The 23,568-nt window shown below is 72.9% G+C and carries 20 protein-coding genes and 1 pseudogene; 4 read left to right on the forward strand and 17 right to left on the reverse strand.

Features of this window, described 5'->3' with window-relative positions; genetic code table 11:
- Positions 1-73 precede the first annotated feature (73 nt).
- The 9 genes and pseudogenes from ACFVGO_RS26070 to ACFVGO_RS26110 form a co-directional block, all read right to left on the reverse strand.
- A pseudogene (locus tag ACFVGO_RS26070) lies at positions 74-2,551 on the reverse strand (NADH-quinone oxidoreductase subunit G); the annotation flags it as partial.
- Entirely contained in the window at positions 2,548-3,909 is a 1,362-nt protein-coding gene (nuoF, locus tag ACFVGO_RS26075; protein ID WP_359902261.1) for an NADH-quinone oxidoreductase subunit NuoF, read from the reverse strand. The gene nuoF and the pseudogene ACFVGO_RS26070, both read right to left, overlap by 4 nt.
- On the reverse strand, positions 3,909-4,784 hold the full coding sequence (nuoE, locus tag ACFVGO_RS26080) for an NADH-quinone oxidoreductase subunit NuoE (RefSeq protein ID WP_380634354.1): 876 nt from the start codon (positions 4,782-4,784) through the stop codon (positions 3,909-3,911). Before nuoE ends, nuoF begins: the two co-directional genes overlap by 1 nt.
- Complete coding sequence (locus ACFVGO_RS26085) at positions 4,781-6,121, reverse strand: NADH-quinone oxidoreductase subunit D (protein ID WP_359902258.1); 1,341 nt, start codon at positions 6,119-6,121, stop codon at positions 4,781-4,783. Before ACFVGO_RS26085 ends, nuoE begins: the two co-directional genes overlap by 4 nt.
- Entirely contained in the window at positions 6,121-6,834 is a 714-nt protein-coding gene (locus ACFVGO_RS26090) for an NADH-quinone oxidoreductase subunit C (protein ID WP_359902256.1), read from the reverse strand. The genes ACFVGO_RS26085 and ACFVGO_RS26090 overlap by 1 nt, the downstream gene beginning before the upstream one ends.
- A complete protein-coding gene (locus ACFVGO_RS26095; RefSeq protein WP_074005520.1) occupies positions 6,831-7,385 on the reverse strand; it encodes an NADH-quinone oxidoreductase subunit B family protein in 555 nt (184 codons plus the stop codon). The genes ACFVGO_RS26090 and ACFVGO_RS26095 overlap by 4 nt, the downstream gene beginning before the upstream one ends.
- Before the next feature lie 128 nt (positions 7,386-7,513).
- Positions 7,514-7,873 carry an NADH-quinone oxidoreductase subunit A gene (locus ACFVGO_RS26100; RefSeq protein WP_030060100.1) on the reverse strand — a complete coding sequence of 120 codons (360 nt, stop codon included), beginning with the start codon at positions 7,871-7,873 and terminating at the stop codon, positions 7,514-7,516.
- A 780-nt stretch (positions 7,874-8,653) separates the two neighbouring features.
- On the reverse strand, positions 8,654-9,355 hold the full coding sequence (locus ACFVGO_RS26105) for a response regulator transcription factor (protein WP_359902253.1): 702 nt from the start codon (positions 9,353-9,355) through the stop codon (positions 8,654-8,656).
- A 36-nt stretch (positions 9,356-9,391) separates the two neighbouring features.
- Positions 9,392-10,471, reverse strand: coding sequence for a sensor histidine kinase (locus ACFVGO_RS26110; RefSeq protein ID WP_380634358.1), 1,080 nt, complete (start codon positions 10,469-10,471; stop codon positions 9,392-9,394).
- A 202-nt stretch (positions 10,472-10,673) separates the two neighbouring features.
- Here ACFVGO_RS26110 and ACFVGO_RS26115 point away from each other — a divergent pair, with 202 nt between their 5' ends.
- Positions 10,674-11,249 (forward strand): hypothetical protein, encoded by a 576-nt coding sequence (locus tag ACFVGO_RS26115; protein WP_359902247.1) that lies wholly within the window; start codon positions 10,674-10,676, stop codon positions 11,247-11,249.
- Positions 11,250-11,262: 13 nt separating this feature from the next.
- On the opposite strand, the gene ACFVGO_RS26120 is transcribed toward ACFVGO_RS26115, so the two are convergent.
- Positions 11,263-12,255: a DMT family transporter gene (locus ACFVGO_RS26120; RefSeq protein ID WP_359902245.1), complete on the reverse strand. Its 993-nt coding sequence runs from the start codon at positions 12,253-12,255 to the stop codon at positions 11,263-11,265.
- A 302-nt stretch (positions 12,256-12,557) separates the two neighbouring features.
- Here ACFVGO_RS26120 and ACFVGO_RS26125 point away from each other — a divergent pair, with 302 nt between their 5' ends.
- From ACFVGO_RS26125 to ACFVGO_RS26135, 3 genes are all read left to right on the forward strand, one after another.
- On the forward strand, positions 12,558-13,217 hold the full coding sequence (locus ACFVGO_RS26125; RefSeq protein ID WP_380634360.1) for a TetR/AcrR family transcriptional regulator: 660 nt from the start codon (positions 12,558-12,560) through the stop codon (positions 13,215-13,217).
- Between the two features lie 126 nt (positions 13,218-13,343).
- Positions 13,344-14,009 carry a peptidylprolyl isomerase gene (locus ACFVGO_RS26130; protein ID WP_359902240.1) on the forward strand — a complete coding sequence of 222 codons (666 nt, stop codon included), beginning with the start codon at positions 13,344-13,346 and terminating at the stop codon, positions 14,007-14,009.
- 106 nt (positions 14,010-14,115) lie between these two features.
- A complete protein-coding gene (locus ACFVGO_RS26135) occupies positions 14,116-14,472 on the forward strand; it encodes a MazG-like family protein (protein WP_380634362.1) in 357 nt (118 codons plus the stop codon).
- Between the two features lie 165 nt (positions 14,473-14,637).
- Here the strand turns inward: ACFVGO_RS26135 and ACFVGO_RS26140 are convergent, their stop codons facing one another.
- From ACFVGO_RS26140 to ACFVGO_RS26170, 7 genes are all read right to left on the reverse strand, one after another.
- Positions 14,638-15,948 carry a geranylgeranyl reductase family protein gene (locus ACFVGO_RS26140; protein WP_359902234.1) on the reverse strand — a complete coding sequence of 437 codons (1,311 nt, stop codon included), beginning with the start codon at positions 15,946-15,948 and terminating at the stop codon, positions 14,638-14,640.
- 241 nt (positions 15,949-16,189) lie between these two features.
- A complete protein-coding gene (locus ACFVGO_RS26145; protein WP_359902232.1) occupies positions 16,190-16,885 on the reverse strand; it encodes a demethylmenaquinone methyltransferase in 696 nt (231 codons plus the stop codon).
- Between the two features lie 197 nt (positions 16,886-17,082).
- A complete protein-coding gene (locus tag ACFVGO_RS26150; RefSeq protein WP_359902229.1) occupies positions 17,083-17,670 on the reverse strand; it encodes a hypothetical protein in 588 nt (195 codons plus the stop codon).
- Positions 17,671-17,920: 250 nt separating this feature from the next.
- A complete protein-coding gene (locus ACFVGO_RS26155; RefSeq protein ID WP_380634364.1) occupies positions 17,921-18,682 on the reverse strand; it encodes a hypothetical protein in 762 nt (253 codons plus the stop codon).
- A gap of 145 nt (positions 18,683-18,827) precedes the next feature.
- Positions 18,828-20,048: a cyclic dehypoxanthinyl futalosine synthase gene (gene mqnC / locus ACFVGO_RS26160; RefSeq protein WP_380351877.1), complete on the reverse strand. Its 1,221-nt coding sequence runs from the start codon at positions 20,046-20,048 to the stop codon at positions 18,828-18,830.
- Between the two features lie 206 nt (positions 20,049-20,254).
- Positions 20,255-22,021 (reverse strand): protein kinase, encoded by a 1,767-nt coding sequence (locus ACFVGO_RS26165; RefSeq protein ID WP_380634367.1) that lies wholly within the window; start codon positions 22,019-22,021, stop codon positions 20,255-20,257.
- Between the two features lie 223 nt (positions 22,022-22,244).
- The gene (locus tag ACFVGO_RS26170; protein WP_359902217.1) at positions 22,245-23,177 is read right to left on the reverse strand and encodes a menaquinone biosynthesis protein; all 933 of its coding nucleotides are present in this window, start codon (positions 23,175-23,177) and stop codon (positions 22,245-22,247) included.
- Positions 23,178-23,568 lie beyond the last annotated feature (391 nt).

The following is a 23,568-nucleotide window of genomic DNA, read 5'->3' on the forward strand; positions in this document are numbered from 1 at the left end:
GCTCGTCCTGCGCCGACCGGTCGGGTGTCGCCCGGTCCTGTGGCGCCCCGTCCTGTGGCGTCGGGCCGGGATCGGCCTCGGCCTCGACCGCGGGCTCGGGCTCCGCCTCGGCCGCGGCGATCGTGACCAGGTGGCCGACGGTGGTGCCGAGCGCGCGCGGGGCACCGCCCGGAGTGGAGCCGAGCGGGACCCAGACCGTGCGGTCCGGGATCGAGTCGGTGACCTCCAGCGGCAGGGTCAGCGATCCGGCCGGGCCGGTCAGCCGCAGGGCCCCGGCCGCCACCGCGCCGATCTCCTTGGCCGTCTCCGCCGAGATCCGGGCCACCGCCCGGTGCCGGGTGCCCGCCAGGTGCGGATCCCCCTGCTGCAGCGCGCCGTTGTCCAGCAGCAGGCGCCAACCCGCCAGCACCGCCTGGCCGGCGGCCGGCCGGGGCAGCGGGCCGGGGTGGGCCGCCGGGTCGGCCGTGCGGTCGCCCTCCCAGGGGGCGAAGCGGTCCAGCTCCAGCCGGGCCGCCCGGACGTCCGGCAGCCCCAGCCGCCCGCCCAACGCGTCCGCCAGCATGCTCAGCACCCGCAGGTCCGGCTGGAGGTGACGGCCCATCTGCTGGTCCGGCTTGAGCGCGGCCTCGAACATCCGCACCCGGCCCTCCCAGTCCAGGAAGGTGCCGGCCTTCTCCGCCGCCGCGGCCACCGGCAGCACCACGTCGGCGCGCGCCGTCACCGCCGAGGGCCGCAGCTCCAGCGACACCAGGAACGGCACCGCCGCCAGCGCCTCGTCGGCCAGCGCGGGGTCCGGCAGGTCGTCCGGGTCCACGCCGCCGACCAGCAGCGCGTCCAGCTCTCCGGCCACGACCGCCGCCAGGATCCCGTCGGTGTCCCGGCCCGGCCGGGACGGCAGCTCGGCCCCGCCCCACAGCTCGGCCGCCTCCGCCCGGGCCGCCGCGACGGCCACCGGACGGCCGCCGGGCAGCAGGCCCGGCAGCGCACCCGCCTCCACGGCCCCGCGCTCACCGGCCCGGCGCGGCACCCAGGCGAGCCTGGCGCCGGTCGCGTGCGCCAGGCGCAGCACCGCCGTCGGCCCGCCCGGGACGGCGGCCAGCCGCTCGCCCACCAGGATCACCGCACCCGGGGCGCGCAGCAGTTCCGCCGCCCGGCCCGCGTCGTCGTTCAGCGGCTCGTCCGCCGCCAGCGCCGCGAACCACTCCGGCTCGGTGCCGGGGGCGGCCGGCAGCAGCGCGCCGCGCAGCTTCGCCAGGCCCCGGGAACCGAACGCGGCCACCGAGAACACCTTCAGGCCCGTCGCCCTGGTCGCCTTGCGCAACCGCAGGAAGACGATCGGCGACTCCTCCTCCGGCTCGAAGCCCGCCAGCAGCACCGCCGGCGCCCGGTCGAGGTCCTCGTACGCCACGCCGGCGCCGTTCACGTCGACGCCCCGCCCGGCCACCGCCGCGGCCAGGAAGTCCGCCTCCTCACCGCTGTGCGGGCGGGCCCGGAAGTCCACGTCGTTGGTGCCGAGCACCACCCGCGCGAACTTCCCGTACGCGTAGGCGTCCTCGACCGTCACCCGGCCGCCGGCCAGCACCCCGGTCCGGGCCCCGCGCAGCCCCTCGGCCGCCCGGGCCAGCGCCTCCGGCCACGAGGCCGGCACCAGCTCGCCGTCCACCCGCACCAGCGGGGTGGTCAGCCGGTCCCGCTGCTGGGCGTAGCGGAAGGCGAAGCGGCCCTTGTCGCAGTTCCACTCCTCGTTCACCGCCGGGTCCTCGCCCGCCAGCCGGCGCAGCACCTTGCCGCGCCGGTGGTCGGTGCGCTGCGCGCAGCCCGAGGCGCAGTGCTCGCACACGCTCGGCGAGGAGACCAGGTCGAAGGGGCGCGAGCGGAACCGGTACGCCGCCGAGGTCAGCGCGCCGACCGGGCAGATCTGGATGGTGTTCCCGGAGAAGTACGACTCGAAGTCGTCGCCCTCGCCGGTGCCGACCTGCTGAAGTGCCCCGCGCTCCACCAGGTCGATGAACGGGTCCCCGGCGATCTGCTGCGAGAAGCGGGTGCAGCGCGCGCACAGCACGCAGCGCTCGCGGTCCAGCAGCACCTGGCTGCTGATCGGCACCGGCTTCTCGTAGGTGCGCTTCATCCCCTCGAAGCGGGAGTCGGCGGCGCCGCTGGTCATCGCCTGGTTCTGCAGCGGGCACTCGCCGCCCTTGTCGCAGACCGGGCAGTCCAGCGGGTGGTTGATCAGCAGCAGCTCCATCACGCCGCGCTGGGCCTTCTCGGCCACCGGCGAGCTGAGCTGGGTGCGCACCACCATGCCCTCGGCCACCGGAACGGTGCAGGAGGCGACCGGCTTGCGCTGGCCCTCGATCTCGACGATGCACTGGCGGCAGGCGCCGGCCGGATCGAGCAGCGGGTGGTCGCAGAAGCGCGGGATCTGGGTGCCGATGGTCTCGGCGGCCCTGATCACCAACGTTCCCTTGGGGACCCGCACTTCGACGCCGTCGACGGTGAGCGTGACCAGTTCGACCGCGGTCTCGGAGGCGGTTGGCTCTGTGATCGTCACGCGTGCACCTCCCTTTCGGTGGCGGACTGGTGGCCGGGGCGGGGGCCGTCGGCCCAGACGGTGGAGGCGGCCGGGTCGAACGGGCAGCGGCGCTCGGCCAGGTGCTGCTCGTACTCGGCCCGGAAGTGCTGGAGCGAGGAGACGATCGGGCTGGCCGCGCCGTCGCCCAGGGCGCAGAAGGACTTGCCGTTGATGTTGTCGGCGATGTCGAGGAGCTTCTCCAGGTCCCCGTCGACGCCCTCGCCCGCCTCGATCCGCTGGAGCAGCTGGACCAGCCAGTAGGTGCCCTCGCGGCAGGGGGTGCACTTGCCGCAGGACTCGTGGGCGTAGAACTCCGTCCAGCGGGTGACGGCCCGCACCACGCAGGTGGTCTCGTCGAAGACCTGGAGCGCCTTGGTTCCGAGCATCGAGCCGGCCGCGCCGACGCCCTCGTAGTCCAGCGGGACGTCGAGGTGCTCGTCGGTGAACATCGGGGTGGAGGAGCCGCCCGGGGTCCAGAACTTCAGCCGGTGCCCGGGGCGGATGCCGCCGCTGAGGTCGAGCAGCTGGCGCAGCGTGATGCCGAGCGGGGCCTCGTACTGGCCGGGGTTGGTGACGTGGCCGGAGAGCGAGTAGAGCGTGAAGCCGGGCGACTTCTCGGTGCCCAGGGCCTTGAACCACTCCTTGCCGCGGGACAGGATCGGCGGCACCGAGGCGATCGACTCGACGTTGTTGACCACCGTCGGGCAGGCGTACAGGCCGGCGATCGCCGGGAACGGGGGCCGCAGCCTCGGCTGGCCGCGGCGGCCCTCCAGCGAGTCCAGCAGCGCCGTCTCCTCGCCGCAGATGTAGGCGCCGGCCCCGGCGTGCACGGTGATGTCGAGGTCGATCCCCGAGCCGAGGATGTTCCGGCCCAGCAGCCCGGCCCCGTACGCCTCGGCGACGGCCGCGTGCAGCCGGCGCAGCACCGGGACGACCTCGCCGCGCAGGTAGATGAAGGCGTGGTCGCAGCGGATCGCGTAGGAGGCGATGATCATGCCCTCGATCAGCGAGTGCGGGTTGGCGAACAGCAGCGGGATGTCCTTGCAGGTGCCCGGCTCGGACTCGTCCGCGTTGACCACCAGGTAGTGCGGCTTGCCGTCGTTCTGCGGGATGAACTGCCACTTCATGCCGGTCGGGAAGCCGGCGCCGCCGCGGCCGCGCAGGCCGGCCTCCTTGACCAGGGCGATCACGTCGTCCGGCGGCATGGCGAGGGCCGCCTTGAGGCCCTCGTAGCCGTGGTGGCGGCGGTAGGTGTCGAGCGTCCACGGGCGGCTGTCGTCCCAGGAGTCGGACAGGACCGGGGTGAGCAGCTTCTCGGCCGGCTCGGCGGAGGTCATCACGCTTCGCTCCCTTCCTGGCCCTTGCCCGCCTGGCCGTTGTTCGTCTGGGGGTTGCTCGCCTGGGGGTTGCTCGGCTGGCTGTTGCTCGCCGGGCCGTTGCCTGCCTGGCCGTTGTTCGCCGGACCGCTGCCCTCGTGGCGGGGGGACGCGGGGCGGGGGGAGACCACCTTGGTGCCGGCGGTGCCGGGCAGCGCCTCGCCGCGGGCCAGCCGCAGACCGGCCAGGGACGGCGCGCCGCCGGCACCGGACTCGTCGTTGGCGCCCGGGCGCTCGTCCGGGAAGCCGGCCAGGATCCGGGCGGTCTCCTTGAAGCCGCACAGCCGGGCACCGCGGGTGGGCCGGACCTCACGGCCGGCGCGCAGGTCGTCGACCAGCTGCCGGGCGCTCTCCGGGGTCTGGTTGTCGAAGAACTCCCAGTTGACCATCACCACGGGCGCGTAGTCGCAGGCCGCGTTGCACTCGATGTGCTCGATCGAGACCTCGCCGTCCTCGGTGGTCTCGTTGTTGCGGACACCCAGGTGCTCCTGGAGCTCGGCGAAGATCTGGTCGCCGCCGAGCACCGCGCACAGCGTGTTGGTGCAGACCCCGACGTGGTACTTCCCGGCCGGGCGGCGCCGGTACATGGTGTAGAAGGTCGCGACCGCGGTGACCTCGGCGCTGGTGAGGTCCAACTGTTCGGCGCAGAAGCGGATCCCGGTCGGGCTGACGAAGCCCTCCTCGGCCTGCACCAGGTGCAGCAGCGGCAGCAGCGCCGAGCGGGGCTGCGGGTAGCGGGCGATCAGCTCGGCGGCATCGGCGGCCAGCCTGGCGTGCACCTCCTCGGGGTACGGTGCGGCCGGCAATGCCGGCAGTCCGAGTTCGACGTTGGTCACCGGTCCACGCCTCCCATCACCGGGTCGATCCCGGCCACCGCGACGATCACGTCGGCCACCTGGCCGCCCTCGCACATCGCCGCCATCGTCTGCAGATTGGTGAACGACGGATCCCGGAAATGGACCCGGTACGGGCGTGTCCCGCCGTCGCTGACCACGTGCACGCCCAGCTCGCCCTTGGGCGACTCGACCGCCACGTACGCCTGGCCGACCGGGACCCGGAAGCCCTCGGTGACCAGCTTGAAGTGGTGGATCAGGGCCTCCATCGAGGTGCCCATGATCTTGCGGATGTGGTCGAGGGAGTTGCCCAGCCCGTCCGGGCCGACGGCCAGCTGGGCGGGCCAGGCGATCTTCTTGTCGGCCACCATGACCGGGCCCGGACGCAGCCGGTCCAGGCACTGCTCGACGATCCGCAGCGACTGCTTCATCTCCTCCAGGCGGATCAGGAAGCGGCCGTAGGAGTCGGCGCTGTCGGCGATCGCGACCTCGAAGTCGTAGTCCTGGTAGCCGCAGTACGGGTCGGTCTTGCGCAGGTCGTGCGGCAGGCCGGTGGCACGCAGGATCGGGCCGGTGGCGCCGAGGGCCAGACAGCCGGGCAGGTCCAGGAAGCCGACGTCGACCAGGCGGGCCTTGAACACCGGGTTGCCGGTGGCGAGTTTGTCGTACTCGTGCATCCGGGAGCGGAAGACCTTGACCGCCTCGCGGATCTGGTCGACGGCGCCGGGCGGCAGGTCCTGGGCGAGGCCGCCGGGGCGCACGTACGCGTGGTTCATGCGCAGACCGGTGACCAGCTCGAAGACGTCCAGGATCAGCTCGCGGTCCCGGAAGCCGTAGATCATCAGGGTGGTGGAGCCGATCTCCATGCCGCCGGTGGCCAGGCAGACCAGGTGCGAGGCGATCCGGTTGAGCTCCATCATCATCACGCGGATGACGTTGGCGCGGTCCGGAACGTCGTCGGTGATGCCGAGCAGCTTCTCGACCGCCAGGCAGTAGGCGGTCTCGTTGAACAGCGGGGTCAGGTAGTCCATGCGGGTCACGAAGGTGGTGCCCTGGACCCAGCTGCGGAACTCCATGTTCTTCTCGATGCCGGTGTGGAGGTAGCCGATGCCGCAGCGGGCCTCCTTCACCGTCTCGCCGTCGATCTCCAGGATCAGCCGCAGCACGCCGTGGGTGGACGGGTGCTGGGGGCCCATGTTGACGATGATGCGCTCGTCGTCGGCCCGGCCGACCGCCTCGACCACCTCGCCCCAGTCACCGCCGGTGACGGTGAAGACCCGGCCCTCGGTGGTATCGCGGGCGTCCGCTTCCTCGGTCTCTCCAAAGTGCTGGGTGTTCATCAGCTGTACGACCTCCGCTGGTCGGGAGCCGGGATCTGGGCGCCCTTGTACTCGACGGGGATGCCGCCGAGCGGGTAGTCCTTGCGCTGCGGGTGGCCCAGCCAGTCGTCCGGCATCATGATCCGGGTGAGCGCGGGGTGGCCCTCGAAGACCAGGCCGAAGAAGTCGTAGGCCTCGCGCTCGTGCCAGTCGTTGGTCGGGTAGACGCTCACCACGGAGGGGATGCGCGGGTCGGCGTCGGGTGCGGTGACCTCCAGCCGGATCAGCCGGCCGTGGGTGATCGAGCGCAGGTGGTAGACCGCGTGCAGCTCGCGGCCCTTGTCGCCGGGGTAGTGCACGCCGCTCACGCCCAGGCACAGTTCGAAGCGCAGCGCCGGGTCGTCGCGGAGGATGCGGGCGGTCCCCAGCAGGTGGTCGCGGTCGATGTGGAAGGTGAGCTCGCCTCGGTCGACCACGGTCCTCTCGATCACCTCGACCGGGTCCAGGCCCTGCTCCTCCAGGGCGCCCTCCAGCTCGTCGGCGACCTCGTCGAACCAGCCGCCGTACGGGCGTTCGCTCGGACCGGGCAGCACGATCGGGGCGGCCAGACCGCCGAAGCCGGAGGTGTCGCCGCTGCCCGTGGCACCGAACATGCCCTGGCGGCGGCCGACCACCTCGACCGGGATCTCGCGGACCGGCTGCTCGCGGCGGGTCTCGGGTACCTGGTCGTTCATCGCAGCTGCCCCCGCATCTCGCTGATCGGGGTGGCCTTCAGGGCGAGCGCCTCACCGAGCTCCTCGGCCCGGCGCCTGTTCACGCCCAGCGGCTCGTGCTGGATCTTGTCGTGCAGCTTCAGGATGGCGTCCATCAGCATCTCCGGACGGGGCGGACAGCCGGGCAGGTAGATGTCCACCGGCACGATGTGGTCGACGCCCTGGACGATCGCGTAGTTGTTGAACATCCCGCCGGACGAGGCGCAGACACCCATCGAGATGACCCACTTGGGGTTGGGCATCTGGTCGTACACCTGGCGCAGCACCGGGGCCATCTTCTGACTCACCCGCCCCGCCACGATCATCAGATCGGCCTGCCGGGGGGAGCCCCGGAAGACCTCCATGCCGAACCGGGCCAGGTCGTAGCGGCCCGCCCCGGTGGTCATCATCTCGATCGCGCAGCAGGCCAGACCGAAGGTGGCCGGGAAGAGTGACGCCTTGCGCACCCAGCCGGCGGCCGTCTCCACCGTCGTGAGCAGAAAGCCGCTCGGCAGCTTCTCCTCGATTCCCATCAGATCCCTCTCAATGCCCTCGAGTCCGCTGATACGTGGGCCGGTTCTGGCTTGTCCGCTCGTTCACAAGCGGGCGCGCAGCCGGCGGACGGGTGGGGTCACCACCCCGCGCTCGGACCACCCCGCGCTCAGTCCCACTCCAGGCCGCCGCGCCGCCACACGTAGGCGTACGCGACGAAGACGGTGGCGATGAACAGGAGCATCTCGACCAGCCCGAAGATCCCCAGGGCGTCGAAGGTCACCGCCCAGGGGTAGAGGAAGACGATCTCGATGTCGAAGACGATGAAGAGCATCGCCGTCAGGTAGTACTTGATCGGGAACCGACCGCCGCCCACGGGCTGCGGTGTCGGCTCGATGCCGCACTCGTACGCCTCCAACTTGGCCCGGTTGTAGCGCTTGGGGCCGGTGAGTGAGGCCATCACGACGGAGCCGACCGCGAACGCCGCCGCGATGGCACCGAGTACGAGGATCGGCGCGTAGGCATTCATAGCCCCCGCTCCCTCCGTCCAGTCGTCCTTGACTGCAGATCGGAACCGGCGGGTCACACAGAGGTGAACCCGCGTTCCAGTTCCCGAGATCCACCTCATGTGAGGCAGTTCACAAAGCCTGGAACGAGCGCATCCTATGCCCGTCGGCTTGTGATCTGCGACACGCAGTTCACGGTCACCTTTGTGATCTACGACACCCTTCGAATGGGGTCGAATAGGAACATGCCCAGATTTGTCGACGCAAAGCAGTCAAATGATCACAAGCAGTCGCATTTACTTGTGAAGCGGCAGGTCAGGAGCGTGTTCCTATATCAACTATGCGTCGGTCTGAGCAAATTTCCAGGCGTCATGTTGACGTGTTATAGAGGCTCACTCGCAGGGGTGGCGGGGGTCCGAACGCTCGCTTGACCCTTCGTTCACAAGCACGCGAGCTTGTCGTTGAACGGGGTTCCCCTGCCGCTCCCCCAGCCGCCCGATTCCTCCACCGGGCACCTCCACGTGCCGCCTCCGTGCCGCCTCGGTGACGCCTCGGTGCTGCCTCGGTGCCGCCTCGGACAGGCCCGCCTCGGCCCCGCATTTCGAACGGGCCGGGGCGCGCAGGCGGGGGTGCCCGGTGGAGGCGCGCAAGGGAAGGCGCCCAGGGGGAGGCCCGCAGGGCGGGGTGGGGCGCGCAGGGCAGGGTGGGGCGGGCGGGGCGTTGGGCGGGCGGGGCGTTGGGCAGGCGGGGTGCGGACGGCCCCGGGCCCTCGCCTCCGGGCCCTCGCCCCGGGCTGGGGCCGGCTACTGGCGGCCGGCCGCCTGCTCCCAGATCCAGGCCGCGATGCCCACCCGGTTACGGGCTCCGATCTTGCGCTGGATATTGGCGAGGTGGTTCTTCACCGTCCCCGGCGAGATGAACAGCCCCGCGCCGATCTCGGCGTTGGTCGCGCCGTCTGCCACCAGCTCGGCGATCTCCCTTTCCCTCGTGGTCAGTTCCTCCGTCGGGCCGGCTGTCGACTGCGGAGCCGCCGAAGCCGCCTTGGCGCCGCCTCGCCCGGGCACCGGCTCCGCACCCGGGAGTGCCATGTGCCGCAGGAGCCGGACGGTGATCTGCGGGCTGATCAACGCGTCCCCCGCCATCGCCGCCCGGACCGCCTCGATCAGCAGCACCGGCCCCGACCGCTTCAGCAGGAATCCGGCCGCCCCGTGCCGCAGTGCCGTGTGCACGTACTCGTCCAGGTCGAAGGTGGTCACCACGATCACCTTGCACTGGTCGGCCAACTGCCGTGTGACCTCCAGACCGTCGAGCTTCGGCATCCGGATGTCCGCGAGCACCACGTCCGGCCGCAGCCTCCTGGCCTCCTGCACCGCAGCGGCACCGTCTGCCGCCTCCGCCACCACCACCATGTCCGGCTGAACGTCCAGGATCATCCGGAACGCACTGCGCACATCCGCCTGGTCGTCCGCGATCAGGATCCGAATCGGCCCTGTGCCGCTGCCCATCTCCGTACCTCCCCGCTCCCCGTCCCGCCTCGGCTCCTACGCACCCGTCGGCCCCGCACCGGCCGCCTCCAGTGGCAGCACCGCCGTCACCCGCCAGGCCTCCCGCTCGTGCGGGCCGGCTTCCAGCGAACCTCCGAGGGCCTCGACCCGGGCCGCCAAGCCCGGCAGGCCGCTGCCGCCGCCCCGGCGCGGCCGCCCTGCCGGACCCGGCGCCCGACCGTCGTTGGTCACCGTCAGTTCCAGCCCTCCGCCGCTGCGGCGGGCCCGGATCTCGATCTCCCGCGCGGCCGGAGCATGCCGCCGGACATTGGTCAGGGACTCGACCACGATCCGGTGGACGGTGCCCTCCACCTCGCGCGGCACCGGCTCCTCCGGCAGCTCCAGACGGACCTCGGCTCCACCCGTCGCGGTGAACCGCTCGGCCACCTCGGCGAGTTCGGCGAGTCCGGGCTGCGGACCACGACCTCCGCTCTCCTCGCTGCGCAGCAGCTGTACCGTCCGGTCCAGCGAGGCCAGCGCCCGCTGCCCGGCCTGCTCTATTCGCTGGAACATCTCCGCCGCCCGGGCCGGATCGATCCCGGCCAGGTAGGCCCCCGCCTGGGCCTGGGCGACCATGCCGCTGACATCGTGCGCCACGAAGTCGTGCAGGTCGTGGGCCAGCTCCAGCCGCTGCGCCCGCCTGGCCTCGGCCACCGCCTTGTTGCGCACCTCGTCCAGGCCCCGCAGGTAGAGCCCGATCAGCACGGCCGGCAGGGAGAGCATCGATCCGAACCCGAAGAGCGTGAGCGTGTCCGCGGGCCCCTCGATGAACACGAACCGGGACGGCCAGAGGGCGACCGCTCCGCAGGCCGTCCAGGCGGCCGCCGCACACCACGGGCCGTCCTCGGCGCGCAGGCCGACGACCACCGACAGCAGCAGAACGGCCAGCTCCACCAGGCCCAGCAGCCCGGCCCAGCGCTGCCCCTCCACCCAGCGGCCGAGGAACCAGACGGCGACCGTGACCGCGACCGATGCCGCCCCGAGCGCCATGGTCACGGCCGCCGCCCCGTACCGCCGCCGCACCGGCCAGGCGATCGGCGCCAGGACCAGGACGACCCCGGAAAGGATCTGAGTCATCGTCACCACCTCCCTCGGCTCCTCGACTGCCGTCACATTACGACGCCGCCCATGCGTCGCGCCTGTGCCGATCGGCATATTTCAAAGGCGGGTTGAGCAGGAGGAACAGCCCGATCGGCATCTGCCGCCAACCCCTGGCGGGGCTCCAGTCTTGAGTCGTCGCACCGGCCACGGAGGCCGGAGCCGAAGGGAGTCCACCACCATGTCGAAGCTCGTGATCAACGCCCGCGGCACCACCCACCGGGCCGCGGCGGCCGCCCCGGACGTCCCGCCCGCACCGCGCTGGGCCCGGCTCGCCGCCAAGGCCGCCGTCCTGACCACCGTCCCCTCGGGGCTGTGGCGGATCGCCTTCGGCTTCGGCGTCCCGGTCGGCTTCAGCGGCGCGACGCTCGCCGCGTACGCCGAGCACCAACCGGGCTGGGGCACGCTCTACTGCGTGGCGCTGAGCGCCCTGGCCGAGTCGCTGGCCTTCCTGACCCTGGGCCTGGTCCGGCCCTGGGGGCTGGTGGCGCCCCGGTGGATACCGCTGCTGGGCGGCCGTCGGGTCCGGCCACTCGCCGCGATCGTCCCGGCGTTGCTGGGCTCGGTGATCCTCACCTCCCTCGGTACGACCGCGCTCCTCGGCGGTTGGGCCCGCAACCTGGCCGAACCGGATTCTCCGCGCGGTCTCGCCGGCGTGGTGATGACGCTCGCCTACCTGCCCCTGGTCGCCTGGGGCCCGCTGCTCGGTGCGGTCACCCTCGACTACGCCCGCCGGACTCTGTGGCGGCACCGGTGACGAGGGCGGCCGGTCACACCTGGGCCGGCTCCGCGCTCGGCCCTGCCGCATCCCTCCCGCTCGCGCCCTCGCCCTCGTCCTCGTTCCGGATCGGGGCCGGCGCGGGGGCCGTGCGCCGACCCCACTCCGTCGCGACCAGCACCAGGGCTCCGCCGAGCAGGGCGAGCGGGCCCATCCGGTTCCCGGCCAGGGTGATCCCGAAGACGGCGGCCCACAACGGCTCGGTGCCGAGCAACAGGCTCACCCGCGAGGGCGACGTGGCCCGCACGGCCCACATCTGGACGAAGAAGGCGAACAGAGTGCAGAACAAGGACAGATGCAGCAGCCAGGCCCACTGGCCGGCTCCGTACGAACGGGCGACCGTCCACGGCGCAGGACCGACCGACAGCGCGACGACGGAGAACACGCCGGTGGCCACGGCGAGTTGGACCCAGGTGACGGCGAGCATGTCGGTGTCGCGGACGGCTCGGGTGCGGGCCATCGCGAGGACGTACGCCGAGCGGACGAGGGCGGCGCCCAGCACCAGCAGATCTCCGAGCGTCGGAGGGCGCAGCCCGCCGTCGCCGGTGAGCAGGGCGACACCGAGGACGGCCAGCCCGGCGGCCGCGAGGAAGGCCTTCGGTGGTGCGGTCCGGCCGAGGGCGCTCTCGCCGAGCGGGGTGAGCACCATGGCGAGGCTGATGATCAGTCCGGCGTTGGTCGCGGAGGTGTGCACGGCTCCGTAGGTCTCCAGCAGGAAGATCCCGCTGAGCACCAGCCCCAGTGCGGCACCGCCGAGCCACTCGGCACGGCTCAGCCTCCGCAGGGCGCGCCAGGCGACCATCCCGAGCAGCGGCAGCACCAGCCCGAACCGCAGCACGAGCATCGCCACGACCGTCCCGGGCTCGGCCACGCGCTGGACAGCGAGGAAGCTCGATCCCCACACCACGGCCACGAGCAGGACCGGAAGATCACGAAGGACCGACGAGGACGAACCCTCGGGCAGGTCGGACAGGGAGGCTGACATGCGAAAGATCCCTCCGAACGGACGGAACCGGCGGGCGCGAGTACCGTACGGCGTCGGACGGACCCAAAAGCCGGGCGGAGAGCCCGGCGGTGGACGAGGTGGAGCGTGGAGCAAAGGTGCGCCATCCTCGCGCACCGGGCCGCCGATGATCAATGCCCCGCGCGGGCACCGATGGGTCGGGCGACGAGCAGGTGGCCGCGGCGGGCGGGCAGGCTCTGCTCGTAATGCAACTTGAGTCGCATTACGATGAGCACGGCGCGACCGTCACGCCACAGCAATCCCTGACGCGACCGGAGTCGACTTTGACTGAGGCCACCCACCCCGCGCCGGAACCCCGCGCCCCCACCCCGCGCCCGGGCGGCCGCAGCGCCCGGGTCCGGGCGGAGGTGGTCGCCGCGACGCTCGCCGAAGTCACCGAGAAGGGGTACGACGGCCTCACCGTCGAGGCGGTCGCCACCCGCTCCGGCGCCCACAAGGCGACCCTCTACCGACGCTGGGGCGGAGTGGACGGCCTGGTCGCCGACGCCCTGACCGCCTCCGCCGACCAGCCCTGGCCCCTGCCCGACACCGGAGACCTCCAGCAGGACCTCCGCCGGATCACCCAGGAGGTGTTCAGCGTCTTCACCGACCCGGAGCTCGGCCCCACACCGATAGCGCTGATCTCCGCCGCCCAGCGCTCGGACGCCGGCGCGGCCGCCCTCCGCGCCTTCTTCGCGGCCCGGCACCGCCAGACCGCCGAGGTGGCCGAACGGGCCGTCGCCCGGGGCGAGCTCCCCACGGGGACGGACGGCGCCGAGGTGGTCCGGGCCGCCACCGCACCGCTCTACTACCGCCTGTTCGTCTCCGGCGAGCCCCTGGACGCCCGCACCGCCGAGCGGGCCGCCGACGCCGCGGCCCTGGCCGCGCGCGCAGGGCTCTTCACCACCACCGCGACCACCACGACCACCACGGAACGGAACTGACAAACCATCACACCACTGCCGCCCGAGGAGCCACGGCCGCCCCAACCCCTACCGCATCCCCATCCGGCCGTGGATGATGCACCCATGACAACCCCGCCGTCCACCACTCCCCGGAAGGTCCGTCACGTGAAGCGCACGCACTGGGCGCTGGTCGCCGCCGCCACCGTCCTCCCGCTCGTGGCGAGCACCGGCACCGCCGTCGCGGACGCCCCCGCGGCCGGCACCCCCACCGCCGGCTGCACCTACACACCGGCCGTCCCGGCCGACAACTTCAAGGGCATCCCGGTGTTCGACGCCAAGAAGGCGGCGAAGCCCTACCGCGCGACACTGCGGACCAGCCAGGGCCAGATCACCTTCGAGGCGCTGACCGACAAGGCGCCCTGCACCACCTTCTCGTTCCGGTTCCTCGCCGAGCACGACTACTTCGACCGCAGCCACTGCCACCGCCTCACCACCCAGCGGATCTACGTCCTCCAGTGCGGCGACCCGACCGGCACGGGCAGCGGCGGTCCGGGCTACTCCTTCCCGGACGAGAACCTGACCGGCGCCACCTACCCGGCCGGAACCGTGGCCATGGCCAACGCCGGCCCGAACACCAACGGCAGCCAGTTCTTCTTCGTCTGGAAGGACACCAAGCTCTCCCCCGCCTACACGCCCTTCGGCCGGATCACCGCCGGACTGGACGTGCTCCAGAAGATCGCCGCCGGCGGCGAGGACGACCAGAACAACCCGGGCGACGGCTTCCCCACGCTCCCGGTGAACATCCGCAACGTGAAGATCAGCGCCCGCTGACCGGGCGGGCCGGACAGCCCCGGCCCGCCACCCGCCGTCCCCCGCTCCCCACTCCCGTACGGTGGCAGCACCAACGACACCGCAACGGGAGCAGGAGCAGCACCGCATGGACAGCCGGATCTGGGAGAGCGTCGACCACCTGGTCGCATGGCTTGACGAGCAGAGCACGCAGTCGCCCCAGGAGGAACGACTGCTGCGGATCCTCAAGCTCTCCGAGGAGATCGGCGAGGTCGGTGCGGCGGTGGTCGGTGCCACCGGCCAGAACCCGCGCAAGGGAGTCACCCACACCTGGGAGGACGTCCAGCACGAGCTCTGCGACGTCGTCTTCTCCGCCCTCGTCGCCCTGAGGACCCTCACCCCCGACGCGGCCCGGGTCTTCGCCGAGCGCCTCGCCTACGTCGAACAGCGCTCCACCGCCTCCCGGCGGGCGCCGGAGGAACCCCCGGCGGTCGACGGGGCATAGGCGACGCCCCCGTCGGAGGCACGCCGTCCCCTCGGGTCAGGCCTCCTCCTGGCCCGGACGGGCCAGACACCCGACCGGACCGGGCGCCGAACGGGACCAGGCGCCCGGCCGAACCCGGCACCGGACACGACCAGGCACCCGGCCGGGTCGGGCACCCGATCCGGGTCAGGCGTTCGGCGCGACCCTGGCGAGGCCGTTGATCACGCGGTCCATCGCGTCGCCGCCCTGCGGGTCGGTGAGGTTGGCGAGCAGCTTGAGGGTGAAGCGCATCAGCATCGGGTGGGTGAGGCCGCGCTGGGTGGCGATCTGCATCACCTTGGGGTTGCCGATGAGCTTCACGAAGGCGCGGCCCAGCGTGTAGTAGCCGCCGTACACGTCCTTGAGGATGCGCGGGTAGGCCTGGAGGGCGCGCTCGCGGCCGCCGTCGGTGACCCGGGCGAGGGCCTGCACGATGACCCCGGCGGCGATCTGGCCGGATTCCATCGCGTAGGCGATGCCCTCGCCGTTGAAGGGGTTGACCATGCCGCCCGCGTCGCCGACCAGCAGCAGGCCGCGGGTGTAGTGCGGCTGCCGGTTGAAGGCCATCGGCAGTGCGGCGCCGCGGATCGGCTCGGTCATGTTCTCGGGGGTGTAGCCCCACTCCTCCGGCATGCCGGCGCACCAGGCCTTGAGCACCTCGCGCCAGTCCAGCTCGCCGAAGGCCGGCGAGGAGTTGAGGATGCCGAGGCCGACGTTGGAGGTGCCGTCGCCCATGCCGAAGACCCAGCCGTACCCGGGCAGCAGCTTGCGCTCGCTGCCGCGGGTGTCCCACAGCTCCAGCCAGGACTCCAGGTAGTCGTCGTCGTGGCGCGGCGAGGTGAAGTAGGTGCGGTAGGCGACGCCCATCGGGCGGTCCTCGCGCCGGTGCAGACCCATGGCGAGGGAGAGGCGGGTGGAGTTGCCGTCGGCGGCGACCACCAGCGGGGCCCGGAAGGTGACCGGCCGCTTCTCGTCGCCGAGCTTGGCGGTGACGCCGACGATCCGGCCGGTGCGCTCGTCCAGGACCGGCCCGCTGACGTTGCAGCGCTCGTAGAGCCGCGCGCCGGCCTTCTCGGCCTGACGGGCGAGCAGCTCGTCGAAGTCGGCGCGCTTGCGCACCAGGCCGTAGTCGGGGAAGGAGGACAGCTCGGGCCAGTCCAGCTCCAGCCGGACACCGCCGCCGATGATGCGCAGGCCCTTGTTGTGCAGCCAGCCGTTCTCGGTGGAGACGTCGATGCCCATGTCCACCAGCTGCTTGGTGGCACGCGGGGTCAGGCCGTCGCCGCACACCTTCTCGCGCGGGAAGGCGGTCTTCTCCAGCAGCAGCACGTCCAGCCCGGCCTGGGCCAGGTAGTACGCGGTGGTGGAGCCGGCCGGGCCCGCGCCGACCACGATGACGTCGGCCGTGCTCTCCACGGGGCTGTCCGGCTTCGTCAGATCGGCTGCGGTCTCGGACACGTGGACACACTCCTGGAACTGCGGCTGGGGGACGGCGGCTCTGTCTCCGGCAGTCTAGTTCCGCTCACGTCACCGGATGCGCCCCCGCCCCCGACCGCCGGACCCGAGCCGCGGTCCCGAGCCGCACCGATCGAGCCGCACCGATCGAGCCGCGGCACCCGGAGCCGTGACACCCGGGCCCGGGGCCCGCGCCCGGATCGGTCGGGGCCGGATCGGTCGGGGCCGGATCAGCCGAGCCCGGCTACGCGATCTTGTAGGCCCGGTGCAGCGCGACGATCCCGCCGGTCAGGTTCCGCCAGGCGACCTTCGACCAGCCGTTGTCCTGGAGCCTGGTGGCCAGCCCGGGCTGGTCCGGCCAGGCCCGGATGGACTCGGCGAGGTAGACGTACGCGTCCGGGTTGCTGCTGACGGCGGTGGCCACCGGCGGCAGCGCGCGCATCAGGTACTCGGTGTAGACCGTCCGGAACGGCGTCCAGGTCGGGGTGGAGAACTCGCAGATCACCAGCTTGCCGCCGGGCTTGGTGACCCGCAGCATCTCGCGCAGCCCCGCGTCGGTGTCCTGGACGTTGCGCAGCGCGAAGGAGATCGTCACCGAGTCGAAGGTGTCGTCCGCGAACGGCAGCCGGGTGGCGTCGCCGGCGGTGAGCGCCAGCTCGGGGTGGCGGCGCTTGCCCTCGGCGAGCATGCCGACCGAGAAGTCGCACGGGACGACCTCGGCCCCGGCCTCGGCGAAGGGCAGCGAGGAGGTGCCGGTGCCGGCCCCGAGGTCGAGCACGAGGTCCCCCGGCCCGGCGGCCACCGTCTCGGCCACCGCCCGGCGCCAGGCACGGGCCTGGCCGAGGGAGAGCACGTCGTTGGTGCGGTCGTACTTGGCCGCGACGTCGTCGAACATGGCGGCGACTTCGTGCGGCTGCTTGTCCAGAGAGGCTCGGGTCACGCCCCCATTGTTCACCCTCGCACGGACGCCCCGACCAACGGGGCACACCGACCCGGAGCCGAACCCGGCCGAACCCCGGCCCGGGCCCGCGGGCCCGGGGCCGAACGCCGGGCCCAAGGTCGGACCCGGCCCGCGCCCGACGTCGAGCAGCCGCCCACCCGTACCGGGCGCGTCCCACCCGTACCGGGCACGGCCGGTCAGTGCTGAGCGCGCCGCCCGCCCGCGCGGCGCCGCCGACGCGACCGCTTGCCGTGCGTTATCGCGGGCATCCCGTCCGCCAGCGCCCCCGTCGCCAGTGCGAGGTTGGCGGCCAGCTTCCCCTGCCCGCCGCGGAGCGCGAGGGCCTTGTGATGCCGTCGGATGCGCAGCACGCAGATGACGAAGAGCACGACGGCCACCGGCACGCTGAACCGGGCCAGGCCCACGCCGACGGGCTGCGGGTAGGTGTCGCCGCAGATCCGCACCGCGCCCGGGTCGTCGGCGGCGTGCTCCAGGCAGATCCTGTCGCCGAGCTTGGCGCTGTCCGAGAGCGGCAGCGCGGCCGCGGTGTGCGGCTCCCCGCCGGCCCGGTAGCTGACGGCGCTGTAGGTGCCGCCGCCGGTCGGGAGCTGGGTGACGACCCCCTCGACTCTCACCGGGTGCGCCTCGATCCGGTCGGCCTGGTCGGCCTGGCGCCAACCGAGCAGGCACATGCCGACGGCCAGCACGGCGCTGAGCACGGCGGCGAGGTACCAACCACGGCCCATCCGCGGGGTGCGCGGCGGGGGAACGGTCGCGGTTTGCATGGTTCCTGTCCTGGCTTGCCTTCGGGGCCGGGGACACGGCCCCGCCGCCCGCGGGCGCGGGCAGTGGTGTGGTGAGGGTACGGAGTGAGCTGTCCGGGATCGTATCCGCTGGCGGGCCCTCAGGTCACGATGAAGGGACAATCACTCTCCGGCACCGGCACCGGAGTTCGGGTGCACACGAAGGAAGTCCCGTTCGCCACAAGGAAATCCGGCTACTGACGAGTACGTCACACCCGCCGTGACGACCGTCTCACCGTCGGCGGTACACCAACCGCCCGCCCAGCACCGTGGCCAGGCACCCACCCGCCGCCGGCTCCGCGCCCGCCGCCGCGCCCGCACCCGTACCAGCGCCCACGTCCGCGCCCGACACGGCTTTCGCGCCCCCGCCCCCGATCCCGCCCCCTGCGACCGCGAACACCGCGAAGTCCGCCCGCCGCCCGGCCGCCACCCGCCCGTACACGGCCTCCGCGAGCGGCAGGACGGCCAGCGGGTCCAGCGGCCCCGCGCCCTCGCCGCCCGGCCCTCCTGACGAACCGGCCGGACCAGTAGAGGCAGCAGAACCGGCGGAAGCGGACGACCCGGGCAGTCCCACGACCCCCGACCGCGCCACCGCCGTCCGCACCGAGGCCCGCTCGAAGGGCCCGGCCACCGCCGTCACCCCGTACCCGAGCATCCGCTGGAGCCCCCGCCGTGCGCTGGCCCCGCACCGCGCCTCGTCCGTGGACCCGGCCAGCCCGTCCGCCACCGGCTCGACGCCGACCTCCTCCCGGGGATCGGGGTGGTACGCCCGTTCCAGCAGCCGGTGTCCGTACGGATTGCGCAGCCCGGGGGTGAGCACGGCCGCGCCCCAGTCCCGCACCCGCGCGCCCGGGTGGGCGGCCGCCAGCTCCCCGTACGGCCCGACCGCCTCCACCAGCTCGCCACGCACCACCACCGCCCCGTCGGCGATGGACGGGGCGGTGGGGTCGGCCGGGTCGGGCAGCACGAACGCCGCCCGGTGCAGAGTCAGCACAACAGCGCCTTCGACTTCGACAGCAACGCCGGCGGCAACGCCAACGCCAGCGGAAACGGCAACGGCACCAGGGACACCGGCATCAACGACACCGGCACGGGAAGGGCCAGGAGGAGGGGCCAGGAGGAGAGGAGAAGAAGGGGACTCAGCTGTCCAGGATCTTCAGCTCGGGGTGCGCGGTGCCGCCCTCGATCGCCGTGGAGGCGATGTGCGAGGCGACGCGCGGGTCGACCGGGTCGTTGGCCGGGTCGTCCAGCACCCGCAGGTGCTCGTAGGTGGTCGAGCGCTGCGCCGGGACGCGGTCGGCGGCCCGGATGAGGTGGATCAGCTCGGTGAGGTTGGAGCGGTGCTTGGCACCCGCCGCCGAGACGACGTTCTCCTCCAGCATGACGGACCCGAGGTCGTCCGCACCGTAGTGCAGCGACAGCTGGCCGGCCTCCTTGCCGGTGGTGAGCCAGGAGCCCTGGATGTGGGCGACGTTGTCGAGGAACAGGCGGGCGATCGCGATCATCCGCAGGTACTCGAAGACGGTGGCCTGGGTCGAGCCCTTCAGGTGGTTGTTCTGCGGCTGGTAGGTGTACGGGATGAAGGCCCGGAAGCCGCCGGTGCGGTCCTGCACGTCGCGGATCATCCGCAGGTGCTCGATCCGCTCGGCGTTGGTCTCGCCGGTGCCCATCAGCATGGTGGAGGTGGACTCCACGCCGAGGCCGTGGGCGATCTCCATGATCTCCAGCCAGCGCTCGCCGGACTCCTTCAGCGGGGCGATCGCCTTGCGCGGCCGCTCCGGCAGCAGCTCGGCGCCGGCGCCGGCGAAGGAGTCCAGGCCGGCCTTGTGGATCCGGGTGATGGCCTCCTCGACGGAGACGCCCGAGATCCGCGCCATGTGCTCGACCTCGGAGGCGCCGAGCGAGTGGATCACCAGCTGCGGGAAGTCGGCCTTGATCGCCGAGAACGCCCGCTCGTAGTACTCCACGCCGTAGTCCGGGTGGTGGCCGCCCTGGAACATGATCTGGGTGCCGCCGAGCTCAACCGTCTCGGCGCAGCGGCGCAGGATCTCGTCGAGCTCGCGGGACCAGCCCTTGTCGCTCTTCGGCGGCACGTAGAAGGCGCAGAACTTGCACGCCGTCACGCAGACGTTGGTGTAGTTGATGTTGCGCTCGATGATGTACGTCGCGATGTGCTCGGTACCCGCGTAGCGACGGCGGCGCACCGCGTCGGCGGCGGAGCCGAGCGCGTGCAGCGGCGCCGAGCGGTAGAGCTCCAGCGCCTCCTCCGGGGTGATCCGGTCACCGGCGGTGGCGCGGTCGAGCACGGCCTTCAGGTCGGTGCTGGACGCATCGAGGGTGGTCGCTGCGAGCTCGGTCACCTGGCGGCCTTCTCTCTCTCAAGTGCTACTCGGGTACGGCCGAACCAGCCTACGCCAGCACATTCCGCCGCCCGCGTCAGCCCGCTGAACTGCGCTCGGGCCGCCCCGGGCCGCGCACGGGCGACCCCTGTACCGCGACCGGACCACGCCCGGAACACGCCGGGACCATGCCCGGACCACGCCCCGGCCGGTCCCCGCCGCATCCCTCAGCCGTCGGCCCCGCCGGCCACGCCAGCCCCGTCGGTCCTGCGCATCGTGCCGGCCGGGTTCCCGGCCGGCGGGTCGGCGGAGGCGAAACGGATCGTCCCGTCGGACTGCAGGGTGAGCGTCTCCGCGTTGGAGCCGCCGGTGCAGGCGCCGGGGATCGAGGAGCGGACCAGTCGGGACTGGAACACCAGCTTGGTGGCGGAGGCCGACTTGAGGGTCCAGGCGCCCTCGCAGCTGATCGAGAGCAGCCCGGAGACGGCGTTGCGGCTGGTGGTGCTCTCCTGGCCGATCGCCGCCGGACGGACGGTGAGCGTGGTGGTCCCGCCGGGCAGCCCCTTGTCGGTGACCATGTCCCCGCTCCAGGTGCCCAGGAAGGCGGCTGGCACCACGCTCGGCCCGCCCGTCCCGGGCGGCACCGCACCCGGGGCGGACGCCGTCCCGCTCCCCGGAGCGCCGGAGGCCGAGGTGGACCCGGAGGTGCCGGCGCCGCCCGGCGGGACGGCCCGGCCCGGGTCGGCGGACGCCTCCGGCAGCGGCGCCGCCGTGGGGCCCGACACCGCCGGTTCGGCCCGGTGCAGCCACCCGTACAGCCCGTACCCGCCGCCCCCGAGCAGCACGAGCACCGCCGCGACCGCCGCCGCGTTCCGGGCCCGCCGCGGCCGCGCCCCCTGCGCGGTCCCGTCCCGGACGGGACCGCTCAACGGCGGGTGCTCCCCCGTACCCTGCGGCCCGCCCGCGGACACGAAGGTCGGTGTCCGCACCGCCTCGGCCGAGGCCCCGGAGGCACCGGAGGCACCCGCGTCCGCGCCCACCCCGCCCGGAACCGCTTCCCCCGCTTTCCCCGCTTCCCCCGGCTCCCCGTCCAGGTCCAGGTCCAGCAGTTCCACCGCGCTGCGTCCCACCCCCGCCGCCAGTTCCCCCGGCAGCCAGCCGCCCTGGGCCAGCCGGGCGGCGGCCGTGCCGTCCGGGTCCAGCCGGGCGCGCAGCTGCCGCGGGGTGGGCCGGGCGGCCGGGTCCTTGGCCAGGCAGCCGAGGACGATCCCGCGCAGCGGCTCGGGCAGCCCGGCCACGTCCGGCTCCTCGTGCAGCACCCGGTAGAGCAGCACGGCCGCGCTGACCCCTTCGCCGAAGGGGTGGACGCCGGTGGCGGCGAAGGCGAGGACGGCGCCGAGCGAGAAGACGTCCCCGGCCGGCCCGACCGCCTGCCCGTTCGCCTGCTCGGGTGACATGAAGCCGGGCGACCCGACCACGTAACCGGAACGGGTGAGGCCGCCCGCGGCGTCGAGGGCCCGGGCGATCCCGAAGTCGATCAGCCGCGGTCCGTCCAGGGTGAGCAGCACGTTGGACGGTTTGACGTCCCGGTGCACCAGGCCGAGTCCGTGGACGTGGACCAGGGCCTCGGCGAGCCCGACGCCGAGCGAGCGCACGGCCGGCTCGGGCAGCGGCCCGTACGTCCGGACGGCGTCGCCGAGCGCGGGGCCCGCCACGTAGCCGGTGGCGACCCAGGGGCGTGCGCCCTCGGTGTCGGCGTCCAGCACGGGCGCGGTCCAGGCGCCGCCGACCCGCCGGGCGGCGGCGACCTCCTGCCGGAAGCGGGCGCGGAACTCGGCGTCGTCCGTGAGCTCCGACCGCACCACCTTGACGGCGACGGTGCGCCCGCCGGCCGTCCGGCCGAGGTAGACCCGGCCCATTCCGCCCGAGCCGAGCCGCCGCAGCAGCCGGTAGCCGCCCACCTGGCGCGGATCGTCCGACCCCAGTGCCCGCATCCCGCACGCTCCCCTCGCCCTCGCACGCGCGCTCCGCCGACCGCCCATCGGACGCGCCTCGGGTGCAGACCGTACCGGGCCGGGCGGTGCTCCGCCCGGCCCTCGGGCCTGTCTTCACCCTTCCGCCCGCGCGGCGGCGCCGGTCGTACGAAGACGGACGCGGGCCCGCGAACAGGTGCGGGAACCCGCAGCCGGACGGCGCCCCTACGTCCCCTACCTCTCCCTACATCCCCTGCTGCATCCCCAGCGGCAACGCCGCCGGCTCCAGCAGCCGCACCGCGACGTCGGAGGCGAACCCGCTGTCGTGCGCGACCCGCCGGGCGAACTCCGTGACGCCGGCCAGCTGCCGCTCGCCGAGCGAGAAGTCGAGCGCCTCGCTGAAGTACCGCTCCAGCACGTCCGCCCCGAAGGCCTCCCAGCGGGCGGCCTGTTCGGCGACCTTGCCGGCCTCCACCAGCGACAGGTCGCGGGACTCCAGGAAGGCCCGGTGCACCGCGGCGGTCAGTTCCGGGGCGCGCTCGGCGAACTCGCGCCGCACCGCCCAGACCGCGAAGACGAAGGGCAGGCCGGTCCACTCCTTCCACATCTCGCCGAGGTCGTGGACGGTCAGCCCGAGGTCGGCGGCCTGCCCCAGGTAGGCGCGCAGGGCCGGGTCGCCGATCAGGACGGCGGCGTCGGCCTCGGCGAGCATCGCGCTGAGGTCCGGCGGGCAGCTGAAGTAGTCCGGGCGCACGCCCTCGCGCTCCTCCAGGAGCAGCCGGGCGAGCCGTACGGAGGTGCGGCTGGTGGAGCCGAGGGCGACCCGGCGGCCGTCGAGGTCGGCGAGCGGCACCTTGCTCACGATCAGGCAGGACATCACCGGGCCGTCGCTGCCGACCGCGATGTCCGGCAGGACCAGCAGGTCGTCCGCGTTGCGCAGGTACTCCACGCAGGTGATCGGGCCGATGTCCAGGGTGCCGTCGACGAGCTGGTCGCTCAGCTTCTCCGGGGTGTCCTTGGTGAGGTCCAGATCGAGCAGGTTCCCGGTCCTGGCGAGTCCCCAGTAGAGGGGTACGCAGTTCAGGAACTGAATGTGGCCGACCCGGGGCCTGACCGGTGTGTTCTCCTGGGGCTCCCGCGTCCGCGCGTCCGGTGTCCGTGCCTCCGGTGCTGCCACTGCGCCGCTCCCTTGCTGTTCGTGCCTCCCCGCAGCGTATGCCTGCTGTTCGCGGCGGCTCGCACCGGCCGTCCGACACGCCCTCCCGCCCCGTCGACGCCCCGTCGACGCGGCGTCGACGCGGCATCGACGCGCCTTTCCACGCCCGCTCCGGCCCTTACGACACGCGCCTTCCACGCCTCAAGTGACCTCTGGTCGTCACAGCGGCCGCATGCTAGCGTTGCCCTCAGTTGCAGTTTGATTCCCCTTGCAGTACTTGAAGCCTGCGGAGCATGTAACCGCAGGCTTTTTGTAGTTTTTCAGCAATATCGAAAAATTTCGGACACGTCCGGAGGCAGGGCGATCAGCGCAGCGGACCGGGTGTCACACGGTGTGGCCCCCGACACGCATC

Origin of the sequence: Kitasatospora sp. NPDC057738 (genome assembly GCF_042798815.1) — a bacterium.
Lineage (GTDB): Bacteria > Actinomycetota > Actinomycetes > Streptomycetales > Streptomycetaceae > Kitasatospora > Kitasatospora lactacystinica.